Annotated in this window: 13 protein-coding genes; 3 read left to right on the top strand and 10 right to left on the bottom strand. The window is 69.4% G+C overall.

Features of this window, described 5'->3' with window-relative positions:
- Window positions 1-258: 258 nt before the first annotated feature.
- Both ACFPZN_RS26490 and ACFPZN_RS26485 read right to left on the bottom strand, forming a co-directional pair.
- Complete coding sequence (locus tag ACFPZN_RS26490; RefSeq protein WP_378284895.1) at window positions 259-726, bottom strand: ATP-binding protein; 468 nt, start codon at window positions 724-726, stop codon at window positions 259-261.
- A gap of 15 nt (window positions 727-741) precedes the next feature.
- Window positions 742-1,095 carry an STAS domain-containing protein gene (locus ACFPZN_RS26485; RefSeq protein ID WP_344594590.1) on the bottom strand — a complete coding sequence of 118 codons (354 nt, stop codon included), beginning with the start codon at window positions 1,093-1,095 and terminating at the stop codon, window positions 742-744.
- A gap of 249 nt (window positions 1,096-1,344) precedes the next feature.
- Here ACFPZN_RS26485 and ACFPZN_RS26480 point away from each other — a divergent pair, with 249 nt between their 5' ends.
- The gene (locus ACFPZN_RS26480; protein WP_378284893.1) at window positions 1,345-3,651 is read left to right on the top strand and encodes a DEAD/DEAH box helicase; all 2,307 of its coding nucleotides are present in this window, start codon (window positions 1,345-1,347) and stop codon (window positions 3,649-3,651) included.
- A gap of 596 nt (window positions 3,652-4,247) precedes the next feature.
- Here the strand turns inward: ACFPZN_RS26480 and ACFPZN_RS26475 are convergent.
- On the bottom strand, window positions 4,248-4,598 hold the full coding sequence (locus ACFPZN_RS26475; RefSeq protein ID WP_378284891.1) for a hypothetical protein: 351 nt from the start codon (window positions 4,596-4,598) through the stop codon (window positions 4,248-4,250).
- A 375-nt stretch (window positions 4,599-4,973) separates the two neighbouring features.
- Between ACFPZN_RS26475 and ACFPZN_RS26470 the strand changes: the two genes are divergently transcribed.
- Window positions 4,974-5,165: a hypothetical protein gene (locus ACFPZN_RS26470; RefSeq protein WP_378284890.1), complete on the top strand. Its 192-nt coding sequence runs from the start codon at window positions 4,974-4,976 to the stop codon at window positions 5,163-5,165.
- A gap of 352 nt (window positions 5,166-5,517) precedes the next feature.
- Here the strand turns inward: ACFPZN_RS26470 and ACFPZN_RS26465 are convergent, their stop codons facing one another.
- The 4 genes from ACFPZN_RS26465 to ACFPZN_RS26450 all read right to left on the bottom strand — a co-directional run bounded on the left by ACFPZN_RS26465 (window position 5,518) and on the right by ACFPZN_RS26450 (window position 8,248).
- On the bottom strand, window positions 5,518-6,825 hold the full coding sequence (locus ACFPZN_RS26465; RefSeq protein ID WP_378284889.1) for a hypothetical protein: 1,308 nt from the start codon (window positions 6,823-6,825) through the stop codon (window positions 5,518-5,520).
- Window positions 6,826-7,079: 254 nt separating this feature from the next.
- Window positions 7,080-7,442: an Rv3654c family TadE-like protein gene (locus ACFPZN_RS26460; protein ID WP_378284888.1), complete on the bottom strand. Its 363-nt coding sequence runs from the start codon at window positions 7,440-7,442 to the stop codon at window positions 7,080-7,082.
- A gap of 162 nt (window positions 7,443-7,604) precedes the next feature.
- Complete coding sequence (locus ACFPZN_RS26455) at window positions 7,605-8,000, bottom strand: TadE family type IV pilus minor pilin (protein ID WP_378284887.1); 396 nt, start codon at window positions 7,998-8,000, stop codon at window positions 7,605-7,607.
- Between the two features lie 26 nt (window positions 8,001-8,026).
- Entirely contained in the window at window positions 8,027-8,248 is a 222-nt protein-coding gene (locus tag ACFPZN_RS26450) for a DUF4244 domain-containing protein (protein ID WP_378284886.1), read from the bottom strand.
- A 383-nt stretch (window positions 8,249-8,631) separates the two neighbouring features.
- Here ACFPZN_RS26450 and ACFPZN_RS26445 point away from each other — a divergent pair, with 383 nt between their 5' ends.
- Window positions 8,632-9,582 (top strand): RNA ligase family protein, encoded by a 951-nt coding sequence (locus ACFPZN_RS26445; protein ID WP_378284885.1) that lies wholly within the window; start codon window positions 8,632-8,634, stop codon window positions 9,580-9,582.
- A 150-nt stretch (window positions 9,583-9,732) separates the two neighbouring features.
- Here the strand turns inward: ACFPZN_RS26445 and ACFPZN_RS26440 are convergent, their stop codons facing one another.
- From ACFPZN_RS26440 to ACFPZN_RS26430, 3 genes are all read right to left on the bottom strand, one after another.
- A complete protein-coding gene (locus ACFPZN_RS26440) occupies window positions 9,733-10,239 on the bottom strand; it encodes a type II secretion system F family protein (protein ID WP_378284884.1) in 507 nt (168 codons plus the stop codon).
- 397 nt (window positions 10,240-10,636) lie between these two features.
- A complete protein-coding gene (locus ACFPZN_RS26435) occupies window positions 10,637-11,506 on the bottom strand; it encodes a type II secretion system F family protein (RefSeq protein ID WP_378284959.1) in 870 nt (289 codons plus the stop codon).
- A gap of 323 nt (window positions 11,507-11,829) precedes the next feature.
- Window positions 11,830-12,990 carry a TadA family conjugal transfer-associated ATPase gene (locus ACFPZN_RS26430; protein WP_378284883.1) on the bottom strand — a complete coding sequence of 387 codons (1,161 nt, stop codon included), beginning with the start codon at window positions 12,988-12,990 and terminating at the stop codon, window positions 11,830-11,832.
- Window positions 12,991-13,601 lie beyond the last annotated feature (611 nt).

Genomic DNA, 13,601 nt, shown 5'->3' with positions numbered 1-13,601 from the left:
CCCACCCAAGCCGACGAGCCATCAAGCCTCCGCCCCTCCGCCGATGCCGGAGGGGCGGCCCACTCAAGGCGAGCGCCGATCAAGCCTCTGTTCCCTCTGGCAGATCCCGGAGCCGAGGCCAGCCCAAGCCGACCAGCCAACAAGCCGCTGCCCCTCCAGCAGACGCCGGAGGGGCAGAAGCGGAAGGGCGAGAAAGAAAGATCGCGGCCGCCCGGTCGGGCGGCCGCGATCTTTGTGTCGGGTCGGTTCTCCGGTCCGTCAGGAGATCGGAGGAGGTTCTCCCGCGGCGGGCCAGCTCATCCGGATCTGCATGCCCTTGGGGGTGGAGGAGAAGTCCACGTCGTCGGCGAGGCTCGCGATCACGGCCAGGCCGAGTTCGGCGGTGTCATCACCCCACACCTCGTCGAACGCCTCGTCCGGACCACTGACCTCGGGCAGGCCGGCCGTCTCGGCGAGGCCGCCGGCGGCGTCGTCCTCGGGGACGGCGTCGCTGACGACGACTTCGAACCGGTGGCCTGCGCCACTCAGTTCCAGCCGCACCGGTTCGTCCGGGCAGCGCCTCCGGTGCGCCTCCACGGCCCGGGAGCACGCTTCACCGACCGCCAGCCGAACCTCGTCCAGCAGGGCCTCGGCCACTCCGCTGCGGCGGGCCACGGCGGTGACGATCAGCCGGGCCGTCCGGACGTGGACGGGTAGCGCGCTGAAAGAGAGCTCAACGGTCGCCATGTCGTCCGCGTGCCGCTACTTCGCGCCCTTGCGCTTTTCCTCGGCCTCGGCGATCGAGTCATGGATGCCGAAGACCTTGGTCAGCCCGGTGATGCGGAAGATCTTGAGGATGCGCTCCTGGGTGCACACCAGCTCCAGGGAGCCGTCGTGCGCACGCACCCGCTTCAACCCGCCGACGAGGACGCCCAGGCCCGTGGAGTCGAGGAACTCGACCTTTTCCATATCCACGAGCAGGTGGAACTTCCCCTTGTTGACCAGATCGATGAGCTTCTCACGAAGCTTCGGCGCCGTGTAGACGTCGATCTCGCCCTCCACGGTGATGACCGTGAGGCCATCTTCGGTGGTGCGGTCGTTCACCTTCAGGTCCACAGATCCTCCAGCGCCCTACAACTCACTGTGCTCTCGGAGCCGCCGCACCGCCGGGACGCCCTGCGGCGACGGAACTCCGCCCGTGATTCAACCACGCTCCGGCGTCGCTTACGCAGATAATCGCCCACTCGGGCGAAACTTCGCGCCATCCCGCTGACCTGCTGTTCCACCGGTCATGGCAGGGGGTACGGAGCCACCGGCGCCGGGGCGTTCCCGTTGTTCTGCCCAGGCTGGCAAACTGAAAACCTGATGGCCGTCCAAAGATCTTCTTCTCCCCTGGACCGACTGCTCGCCGACCCCACGCGCCGTGGACGCATCACCCATGTGGAGAGCGTTCCCGCACGTCAGGGGCGTCGTGCGGGCTGGCCTGACTGGGCGCCGGGGCTGCTGGTGGAGCGGCTCGCGGCGGCCGGGATCGAGGCTCCCTGGGAGCATCAGGCCACGGCCGCCGAGCACGCCCGCGCTGGCCGTTCTGTGATCATCGCCACTGGCACCGCGTCCGGGAAGTCGCTGGCCTACCTGCTGCCCTCGGTCGCCGCGATCTACGAGGAGGACGCGCGGCGCGAGGGCACTGTGCTCTATCTCGCACCGACGAAGGCTCTGGCGGCGGACCAGTTGCGCGCGCTGAGGGGGCTGCGCCTGACCCGTGTGCGCGCGGCGACGTACGACGGCGACACCCCTCGGGACGAGCGCGCCTGGGTGCGGCAGCACGCCAACTACGTCCTGACCAACCCGGACATGCTCCACCGCTCGATCCTGCCCGCCCACGCGCGCTGGACCTCGTTCCTGAGGCGACTGCGCTACGTGGTCATCGACGAGGCCCACGGCTACAGGGGCGTGTTCGGCTCCCACGTGGCCCAGGTGCTGCGCAGGCTCCGCCGGGTGTGCGCCCGTTACGGGGCCGAGCCCACCTTCGTCCTGGCCTCGGCCACCACTTCGGAGCCCGCCGCCACGGCCTCCCGCCTGACGGGCCTGGACGTGGTCGCGGTCCATGACGACGCCTCGCCGCGCGGCCCCGCAACCTTCGCGCTGTGGGAACCGCCCCTGACCGAGTTGCGCGGTGAGCGCGGCGCCCCCGTCCGCCGTACGGCGACGGCCGAGGCAGGGGACCTGCTGGCCGACCTCGTGGTCGAGGGGGTGCAGACCCTGGCCTTCGTACGGTCTCGCCGCGGCGCCGAGTCGGTGGCCCTCGGCGCCAAGCGCGCGCTGCACGAGGCGGCGCCCGAGCTGGCCGACCAGGTGGCGGCCTACCGGGCCGGGTACCTGCCCGAAGAGCGGCGTGCCCTCGAGGACGCCCTGCGCTCGCGCTCCATCATCGGGTTGGCCAGCACCAACGCCCTCGAACTAGGCGTGGACGTCTCGGGCCTCGACGCCGTCGTCGTCTGCGGCTGGCCCGGGACACGCGCCTCCCTGTGGCAGCAGGCCGGCCGCGCGGGCCGTTCAGGGCAGTCGGCCCTCGCGGTCCTGGTCGCCAGGGACGACCCCCTGGACACCTTCCTCGTCCACCACCCGGAGGCCATTTTCGGCACCCCGGTGGAAGCGACCGTCCTCGACCCGGACAACCCCTACGTCCTCGAACCGCACCTGTGCGCGGCGGCCTCCGAGCTACCGCTCACCGAGGCCGACACAGAACTCTTCGGGCCGTCCACCCGAGACCTCCTACCCGACCTCGTACGCCGCGGTTTCCTACGCCGGCGCCCCGCGGGCTGGTACTGGACGCGCCGCGACAAGGCCACCGACCTGGCCGACATACGCGGCGCCGGAGGCACCCCCATCCAGGTCGTGGAGGCCCTGACGGGCCGCCTGCTGGGCACGGTGGACGAGGCGTCGGCCCACACCACCGTCCACGAAGGCGCCGTCTACATCCACCAGGGCGAGTCGTACCTCGTCCAGACCCTCGACCTGGACGACTCCGTGGCCCTCGTGGAAGCCGCCGACCCCGACTACTCGACCACCGCCCGCGACATCACCGACATCAGCATCGTCGAACGCCTCCGCTCCACCGCCTGGGGCGAGGCGACCCTCTCCTACGGCACGGTGGACGTGACCCGCCAGGTCGTCGCCTACCAGATGCGCCGCCTCCAGACCGGCGAGATGCTGGGCGAGAAGCCACTGGAGCTCCCGCCCCGCACCCTCCGCACCCGCGCCGTCTGGTGGACGCTCTCCGAAGCGCAGATCGAGAACCTGGGCGACCTCGACCTCGCCGGCTCCGCCCACGCCGCCGAACACGCCTCGATCGGCCTGCTCCCCCTCTTCGCCACCTGCGACCGCTGGGACATCGGCGGCGTCTCCACGGCCGTCCACCCCGACACGGGCCTGCTCACCGTCTTCGTCTACGACGGCCACGAAGGAGGCGCGGGCTTCGCCGAACGCGGCTACGCCGACGCCTCCGAATGGCTCCGCGCCACCAGCGACGTCATCACCGCCTGCGAATGCGCGTCAGGCTGCCCGTCCTGCATCCAGTCGCCCAAGTGTGGAAACGGCAACGACCCCTTGGACAAGCAAGGCGCCCTCATCCTCCTGGCAGAACTCCTGCGACAGGCCCCTGACCGCTAGGCCTCTGGACGACTGCCCAACACAAGATCCCACGCGAATCTCCAAGGCGAAGCCTGGCCGCGCCCCAGAAACCAAGCCCCCCGCCGCAGGCCTGACCGTCCAAGACCCATCGCCGACCCCAAAACGACACCCCTGGCCAGACTCCATCCGCCCGAGTCCCGCTGTCCATGCCGGACTACGGCCTCTCCGCGGTACAAGGGTCCCGCCACGGCCGACTCCATAGCCGCCCCGATGGGCAGCGATGGGGGCGCCTTCGAGGAACGCACATCAACTGCCCCAAGGCCATCCCTCTCGAACGTCACCTTGGACGTTCCTCCACGTCTTCGGCTCCGACCAGAGCTAACGCCCTCACAACCTCGGCCCGCCCCTGAATCGCCCACAGGACTAGGGCTCCGAGAGAAACTCCACACCTGGCCCGAGACCGCAACGGCTCGACCGCCTACTGACCACGTCCGCTGGGACGACCCCAACCCCAAGGTGCGAAACTCGCACGTGGCATCGCCCGAGAAACGCGCACCACATGGGCCAACCACCAATGGAACGCTGTTCACTTCGCGCCGTTCGACCAACCTGGACCTTCGGCCGCATCCTCTGAACTACGCGACAGGGGCGTTGCGTGGCGCGTTGCGCCGAGCCTGCGCAAGCTCCCGCTGCAGCTGCCGCTTCTCCAACTCCAGCGTCTGCATCGACTCCGCGTGCTCGTCTCGAAGGTCGCGCAGCTCGCGCCGGATCCCCACCGCCCGCTTGAACCCGAGCGCCGCGACCGTGACACCCGCCATGAAGACGATCGCCACCACCGCACCGGCCATGAAGACCTGCCACTCCTCGGTGACACCGGGAACCTCGTTCCCGAACGACGTCAATCCGGCCGCTTCCGAGTTCCCCATGACCACGGCCGCACCGGCCACAACGGCGGCGACGGCCAGCACCAGTCCCAAGAAGATCATACGGAGGGTCTCCTCTCCGGATTCCGGGCACACCGGGAGATCTCAGCTGGCAAAGGAGCCTAAACCCTCCCCATTCCAAAACACCACCCCCACCAGACACGCATCCCCCGCACGCGGCCCTAAAACGCGCACGCTCACGGCCGCCGCCCAACCTCAACAGGCTGACTCAACCAAAGCTCTGCCCACACTGAAGCGAGCTCACCTGCGCGACACTCCACCCCACCCCTCCCGCCATCCAGGGACATCGTCACCGGAGCCACGTCGCGGCGACGCGGCATCCAGCGCGGCCAAGATCGTCATGGTGGTCCTAGCCCTACCCTCGAAGTGGAGTTCGCCTTATCGGCGCGACACCACAGGCGTACCTAGCGTTATCCCATGAACAATCACCGCCGCCGCAACCGCCGCCTGACCACCATCGTCACCCTCAGCGCCCTCGGGCTGCTGGGCGCCCTTGTCGCCCCCCAGGGAACGCTCGCGGCACCGCCCTCGTCATCCACCGACACCCTCCAGCAGGGGCTCGACTCGCTGGTGCACAAGAACGGGTCCCCGCCGCGCTCGCCTCGGTAACCGGACAGGACGGGCGCGTGCGCCACTACACCGCTGGCGCCGGTGACCTGAAGACCCAAGGCAGGGTCCCGGTGCGCATCGGCAGCAACACCAAGACCTTCACCGCCGTGACCGTCCTGCAAACTGGTCGGCGAGGGCAAGCTCGAGCTGGACAAGCCGATCGAGACCTACCTGCCCGCGGAACCGGAAGACGGAACCGGAACGCGGAACCGGAACGCGGAACCGGAAGGGGAAACAGGGAACCGGAAGGTGGGAGTGGAAGGGGAGCACCGTCTCGGCCGGGATTTGGGACGACAACCCAAGCTCACAAGGCCACCAGACCTGCCCACCAACAGGGCCGCCGTGCTGCGCCTTACTTGCGGCGGCGGCCTCGGGAGTTGGCGTGACGGCCACGACCGTCGACCGGCTCACGTCGGGGGCCGCCGCTACCTGGCTGAGCGATTCGCACGCTCACGCCACTGGAGCCGCGCGCTGACGTGCCGGGACGCCGTCCACCCCTCGGCGCGGACGCGGAACCCTGTCGGGAACTCGTGTCACCCCTGCGAGCTGCCGTCGTCCGGGCGGGCTTGCCGCCGCTTGCCGCCGCCAAGGGCACCGCGAGCTCGCTCGTCTTGGCGACCGCCTCGGCCCGTGCGATCTGCTCTCGGGCATTGCGGACCCGTGTGCGACCGCTGCCGCCCCGTGCCGTGCGAGCGGCCTTGCCTTGAGCGCTCACTCCGGCCTGCGCGACGCGCAGGCGCCTGGTCCACGTTCCCAGGTGAGCCGCGACGACGAGCAGGACCAGGGCGATGCCCACGCTCTTGCCCCACTGGAGGCTGTCGATCGCAGAGGCGTTCTCCGCCTTCGGTGACATCTGGTTGGCCACCTGCGGGGTCGGATAGGTGAAGCCCGGAGCGGCGCCGTCAGGCTGGACGGAGGGCAGGGTCACCGGCGACTCGTTGTTGAACGGCCTCAACGGTGCCGTTCCGCTCGGAGGGGCGGCGCCCGGTGCCGCGGGCGGAACCGATCCCAGCGAACCCGAGCCGGACCCGCTGCCGCTGCCGACCGAGGCGCTGGTCGCCGCGATACCCGAGGAGACCGAACCGCCCAGGCCGTCAGGACGCTTGGCACGCACCTTCACCGGGATCGAGCCACTGGCGCCGGACGGGATGCTCAGCGTCGTGGTGCAGTTCGTCCCCGAACAGAGAGAGCCGGCCGACCCGCTCTTGGAACCGGCCGAACCGGCGCTCACGGTATAGCCCGAGATGTCGTCCTCAAGGCCGAGGTTCCACTGCACGACGAGCTTGCCGCCCGATGCCTTCGCCGACACCCCGCTGGGCTGAGCCGGCGGGATCCGCACCGTGAAGGTGTTCGAGTCGTACACGTGGCCGGTGATGCCGCCCTTCATGTACACGGTGTACCGGCCGTTGCGGCGGAGCGGAATGGACGCCGACATGTCGCCCGCAAGGTTCCGCTTGGTCAGGAACGTGTCGCCCGACCCCGGAATGTTGGCACGCAGCTGCATGTCCACGGCGAAGTCGAAATGGGCGCGGGCGGTCACATTGGATCCGCTCGTGATCACCGCACCGTTCTGGGGAGCGAGCACCGTCGTCGCCGCCGCCTCGGCGGGCACCGACGCACCGAGAACCGGGAGGCCCATCGCAAGCGGTGCCGCCAGCATGAGTGCACCAGTCCTGCGAATCCTTGTCACGGCCTCATTCCCTTCATCGAACGCCCGACCGACCGCGTCGCGCTCAACCCTTGGGGAGCGGAGGCGAGTGGCCGTTGCAGTCGCCGTGTCGAGTGGTACCTGTGCGCTTACGGCAGGGTAACGTACCACCTGGTAGCAAGAGTCATCCGATGGTGACAAAAATCCAGCCGATACGGCTCACCCTCCGAACACCTATTGACGCCCAGTACAACGAACATGGGCCGTCAGGGTACGCTTTCGCGCTCCACAGGACCAGCCCTCGCCCGCGAGACGACGTCCAGCCCGCGGACCGGCCCTCTCAGCACCATCGCCACCGAGACCTCGGCGACACGGTCACGTACCGAGCAGGCCGACAGGCGGCCACCCGATTTCCTCACCGCCTCGGCCGCCGCCTTGCAGGCCACCTCAGTCCCCTCCGGCGCCCGCGCCGCCGCCCCGAGGGCCGCAAGGTCAGCCGCAGCATCTGCGCGGTGCCGTGTCACACGCGCCGCCCCCACCGTCATGGCCGCGACCCCCACCACCCAGACCAGCGCCATGCACGCCACCACCCAAACCACCCCCGCCCCCCGATCATCGCTCAGCGACACATCTCGTCCCCTCCCAACGAACACCCCCACACCCCCTCCCGACTCACGGACCTACTCCTCACGCACGGACCCAGCCGTGTCTCACTTCCAGGACCATTCGGCCGAGGGCCCAGTGCACTTTGCCGCAGCGGTCATGAACACCTCCCTCCTGTCGGCTCTCGCTCACGCCGAACTACGCAACGTCCGTGCCGGCACCGCCACGCGAGGCATGGGCCGCATGCCGTGGTCGCCAACTCCGGGTTCCGTGACCGCAGTCGCGCGAACTCGGATCACGAGCGGTGGGAGATCCGCGCTTGCGGGCGCTTCGACCGGGGCGGCGATCTCGACACGGGTGCTTTGCGCATCTCGATAGACGCGTACTGAAGCTCCGGCAGGCAAGGAGCGGGCGACGCGTGCTCGTACCACGTCTATGGGCTCTCCACGGGCAGCCGCTCTGGCCCCACTCCGCGCAGCGTCCGTGCAGGCGATCTGCGTAGAGGCGGCGACCACGCCCCAGATGGATAGGGCCATGACCAGTACGAGCGCCGGCAACGCGACCGCGATCTCCGCCGTCACCATCCCCCGCTCCCGGTCGGCGCGACCTCTCACCCGACCTGCTGCAGAGCGTTCTTGACCGCGGCTAACAGCAAGCCTTTGACGTCCGAGCCGGTCATGACCTTGAGCAGCACGCCCGCGAACGCCACCGCGGCCAGCATTCCGACCGCGTACTCGGCCGTCGACATCCCGAGATCCCTCGCTTCGCTTCGCCATCGCCGCACCACCGCCGTTCTGGCCCATGGCCGCGCCAGCTTCGCCATGAAGCGCATACACGCTCTCCTTTCGCCTTGCGGGCACCGATCGGCGCCAACATCAAGCCTGCAGACTTCGCGAGGCCGGCAACAGGCGAATCACGTTCTGTGGATAACGGGTCATCCAGCCGAGCGAGGGCCGTGACCAGCTAACACAGGCTCAGCCCACCGTCCCGCCGTCCCGCCGTCTTGCCGTCTTGCCGTTCCGCTGGCCCGTCCAGCCCGCTTCTGGGCGACCGGCCATTCAACGCACTCTCGTCAAGGTGAGCTCGCCCTCGGGAAGCCTCTGAACGGGACATCCGAAAACAAATTGATCTTCATGTGTGCGTCCGAGAAGCTGCCCGCCAGACTGTCTCGGCCTGGCAAGCGGGGCGTTCGGTCACGGAACGGAGGTCAGGGCCGTGTGGTATCCGAAAATCCCGCAGCGGTTCGGCGATGGACCGTTGCCCGGCGGGACCTGGGTGGCCGAAGAGAAGGTGCACGGCGCCCATCTCGCGTTGGTCAGCGACGGCCGGACGGCGCGGGCCGCCGGGCGACGCGGGCTGTTGGACGAGGATCGGCTCGAGACGTTCTTCGGGGTAACGCGGCTGTGGCCGGTACTGGCGACAGCGGCGGCGGCAGCGGCCCGGGCTGCCGGACAGGACGTGATCTTGTTTGGGGAACTGGCCGGCGGAGGCTATCCGCACCCGCAGGTACCGCCGGTCAAGGACATCGGCCCGGTGCAGACCGGCGTGTGGTACAGCCCTGACCTGGTCTGGCTGGCGTTCGACGGCGCCGTCGGCGCATCACCCGGCCAGCGCTGGATGAGCCGCGCGGAACTGGCAGACCTCGTGGCCGGTGTGGGCTTGGGATGCGTGCCGCTGGTGGGTCAAGGCCAGCGGCAGAAGCTAAGAGAGCTGACGGTCGACTTCCCGACGCTGGTCTCCAACGCGCTGGGCCTTCCCGAACTGCCCGGCAACCGCGCCGAAGGCTACGTCCTCAAGCCCGCCAGCTCCTGGGATACGAGCGAACTGGGACCACGGCCGGTTCTGAAGGTCAAGCATCCCGACTTTGCCGAGGACGCCCGCTACAGCGGCGCCCGGCCGTTCGTGCCACCGCCCGGCGGAGTGACGGGAGTGCCGGCTTGGCTGTTGGCGGCTGCAGTAGAGCGCCTCACCCCGCCGCGAGTGGACGGGGCCCGCAGCAAGCTCGGCCCAGCCGCTGACACCGCCGCATTGGCCACCGAGGTGGTGGCCGACCTGCTCGCCGACCTCGATGACGACCTGGGCGGCCTGCCCGAGTCCGATCGTCAACGCCTGGCCGCCGCGCTCATGCCGGCAGCCCGCGCACTGTCCACATTTCACCACCGCTGAAACAGCCCTACTTGGCCGAGGCATCAACGCGCAGCGATGCGAACGAGTTCTGGGTCGCTTGAGCTAGGCGAACGAGGTCCCCGCAGATTTAGCCACCCCCTCGCCAAGGACGGGACCGCGGAACGCTACATCGGTTGCCGGGGGACGGGGTCACGATGGCAGGAGGATCGTGGAGGCTACTCCGGCGATGGCCGGCACCACTCCGAGAAGCACGAAGGCAGGGAGGAAGCAGGCACCCATGGGTGCCAACGCCTTGATTCCTGCGGCGCGGGCACGCGTGGCGGCGGCCGTCCGGGCGTTCCGCCGTTGGTCACGGGCAAGCCGAGCAAGTGCAGTCGCGGGTGCGGCGCCGCTTTGTACGGCTCGGACCGCGGTACGGGCGAGAGGTGCCAGCGCCGGGTCTTGGGTGAGAGCGAGCCAAGCATCGGCGGGGTCGGCGCCCAGCCGGATCTGAACGGCGACCCTGTTCAACTCGTGGCCCAGCGGACCACCGACGGCACCGGCAACGGCTTCCACTGCTTCGCTCCACGGTGTGCCGCCGCGCAGGCAGGCGGCAAGCAGGTCCACCGCGATGGGAAGGTCCGCGACCAACCTCGCGTGGCGCTTCCGGTGCTCCATACGCTCCGCGCGGTTGAACGCACGATAGACCGTTGCCATGGCTGCGAGCCCGACCATGGCTCCGGCCAGTCCACCGACGCATACTGCGCAGCTCACGCAGACCAGGGCCGAGGTGAGGCGACGGAGCCGTTCTTTGCGGGGGCCATCTTTCAGGCTGCTCTCTGCTGTTGGCCCCTGGGGTGGCGGCAGTGAAAGGAACGGGCCGTCGTTCGCACGCTTTTCGGCGTGGTGGAGGTGTTGGACGGGTCGTGTGGCCCGACCCCGATGTCGCAGGGGAGACAGGCGCCAGCTTTTGGAGGGTGGCGGGTTCGGTGTGAGTTGGCGGGTCAGCCTGCGGGGCGTGCGGAGGGGCGCCTGAGTGAGAAGGAATCCGCACGCGGCGCTGCACAGTACGGCTATCAGGATCAGCATGTATGCCTCCATGGGCGCTGCGGCGTCACCGGAGTTCCTCTGCTGCTCGGGCCAGCCGGTGTGTCCACCAGAACCCGACCAGGTTCAACGCCAGTCCTGCGCACAGGCAGCCGAAGCCGGGAGCTGTTCCGAGGAGGAAGGACACAGGATTGGAGCCGAGTGCGGCGGCCATTCCCAGGCCGAGTAGCGGCAGCACAGCCAGCAACCGTGCGGTGGCGCGCGGGCCGGCGAGTTGGGTGGTGACTTCCTGGCGTTGTGTCTCCTCGTCCCGAAGCGCCGTGGCCAGACCGTCCAGGACGGTGGCCAGCGTGCCGCCTCTTTCGGCACCGATACGCCAGCTCACCGCCAGCATTCGGAGACCTTCTGCGCCATGGTTTGCGGCCAGTCTCTCCAAGCGGTCGATCGGTGGACCTATGGCTGTATGCGCGACCAGCTGCTGGGGGTGGTCCGCACGTGGCTGGTCGGCGTCGAGGGGCTGGTTGGGCCTGCTGCTGATAGCGCCGTACTCCGGCGGTGGCTGCCGCCACTGGTCGGTTGGCTTTTGGTGGCGCCGGGGCCTGCTGCGTCCGGGACGCCAGCGGGCGGGAGGCGGAAGGCCGCCGTGCAGCTCCGGAGCCCTGGCGCCCGAGGCTCGTCGGTCGGGGAGGGCGGGTGCCGATGCCGAGAGCGGTATCGGTTCCGCCGGCTGCCGTGCGCCGACGCGCGGAGGCCGATTGGCTTGAGCAAGCTGGGTGGGGGATGGTGCATGGGGGTTGAGGCCTTGGGGAGCGCGTGCGAGCTGTTCAGGAAACTGTGGCTCGCCTAGCAGCTCCGTGGCGATGCGCGGATCCAGGAGTGCCGCGGTTATCTTGAACGCTTCGTCGGGCGACCGTCCGGCCGCGAGTTCGGAGGCCATCCCGTCGCAGAGTTCGATGGCCGCCTCACGCCATCGTTGGCGTCTCCGGCTCCGTTCACGGACGCGCTCATAGCGGGACGCAACGTCTTGCACGAGCCGCTCGGCCCTGCTCGGCATGGGAGTGCTCTGGAGATTGAGCAGGTGCCCCAGTCGTTGGCTGGCCGTGGTCGATGGGAGAAGCAGCCATGCGAGCACGGCGGCGCAGCACGACGCAAGCCAGGCCGACTCCATCGCATCCTCCTGCTCTTGGTTGTGGGGTCACGTGGCGGGTTGCTGTCACTCGCGGGCGCCGGGGCGAGGTGCAGGCTTGTCGTTGCTCGAGGTCAGGGTGGCTTCCATAGGTTGTCGAGGCGGGCGGCCAGTGTGGTGGCGCCTGGCGCCAGTACCGTCTCGCCCGACGGGGTGAACGAGACGGCGGGGACCACGCCGACCAGCCCGTCCGGTGCGCGGCGGAGCAGGCACACTTCGGCGACCCGTCTTGGCTTCTTGGGGGACTCGCGGGTTAGATGGACGACGATCTCCAAGGCGGCGGCAAGCTGGCTGTGGACGGCCTCACGGCTGAGCCCGGCGGCACAGGCGAGGGCTTCCAGGCGCGCCGGTACATCGGCGGCCGTGTTGGCGTGCAACGTGCCGCAGCCGCCTTCATGACCCGTGTTGAGGGCGTTCAGCAGAGTTATGACCTCGACGCCCCTCACCTCGCCGACGACGAGCCGGTCAGGACGCATGCGCAGGGCTTGGCGCACGAGGTCGTCCAGCGTCACGCCGCCCGCCCCCTCCACATTCGGTGGCCGGGCTTCCAGCCGTACGACGTGCGGGTGATCCGGCTTCAGCTCGGAGGAGTCCTCCACCAGGACGAGCCGCTCGGCAGGGTCCGCGATCGACAGCAGGCAGCTCAGGAGAGTCGTCTTGCCGGTTCCGGTGCCTCCCGTGATGAGAAAAGCCGCCCGTGCCACCACGAGAGCCGCCAGCAACTCGGCACCGGCGGGTGGGACCGTGCCGACGTCCACCAGTTCGTCGAGCGTGAACGCGCGCCGGCGCGGCAGGCGCAGGGACAGGCACGTGCCGTTCGGGGCGATCGGAGGCAGCACGGCGTGCAGGCGGATGCCTCCTGGGAGGCGGGCGTCGGCGTAAGGGGACGCGTCGTCGAGTCGGCGACCGGCCGCGGCGGTCAATCGTTGTGCCAGGCGGCGGAGGGTGGCCTCGTCCGGGAAACGGGTCGACGTGCGCGTCAGGCCGTCCCCCGCGTCGATCCAGACCTCGCCCGGTCCGTTGACGAGGACGTCGGTGACGTGCGGCGAGCGCAGCAACGGTTCCAGGGGACCCGCCCCGACGAACTCGGCCTGTAACTGGTCGGCCAGCGCCAGAACCTCCCGGTCGCCCAGCAGTCGTTCTTCGGCCCGTACCGCAGTGGCGACCCACCCTGTGGTCGGCTCGGCGCCACTACCGGCGAGCCGGTCGCGTACAGCGTCGGAGAGACGGTTCACGATGCTTGCTGCTCCCTTGGGGCCTCGTCGATGCGCGGACGGTGAGGAATAGGTGAGGGGTGCGGGTGCTGAGTTGAGAAGTCCGGACGGTGAGGACTGCGGATGCTGAGATGCGCCGACGTCAGGTGCCCGAACGGAGAGATGCGTGGATAGAGGAGATATGTGCCGGTGAGGTTCGCGCTCAGGTGCACGCGAACGGTCGATGCGCGGACGTTGAGGGGAGTCGAGGAGTGCAGACAGCGAGGTGGGCGAGCGGCGAGGTGGGTGGACGGTCAGGAGCACGCGGACGGTGAGGAGCATGGGCGGTAGGAGCAACAGGGCCTGTCATATGCGCGGGGGACCACTCGGACAGGCGGTGTACGTGGTGAGGTCGGGCGTTCGGGCAGGCGGCGCGTGGGTGGGGTACGGCCCGTGATGAGGAGCACGGCGGTCATGTGTGCGGGTCTTGAGTTGACGCGGACGTTGAGATGCATGGGCACCGAGCAGTCCGGACGGTGGGAGCACGCGGACGGTGGGAGCACGCGGACGGTGGGAGCACGCGGACGGTGGGAGCACGCGGACGGTGGGAGCACGCGGACGGTGGGAGCACGCGGACGGTGGGAGCACGCGGA

The organism is Actinomadura rugatobispora, from assembly GCF_042656285.1.
Classification (GTDB): domain Bacteria; phylum Actinomycetota; class Actinomycetes; order Streptosporangiales; family Streptosporangiaceae; genus Spirillospora; species Spirillospora rugatobispora.
Note: the sequence above shows the minus strand (reverse complement) of the source record. Positions and strands in the feature narration are given on the sequence as shown.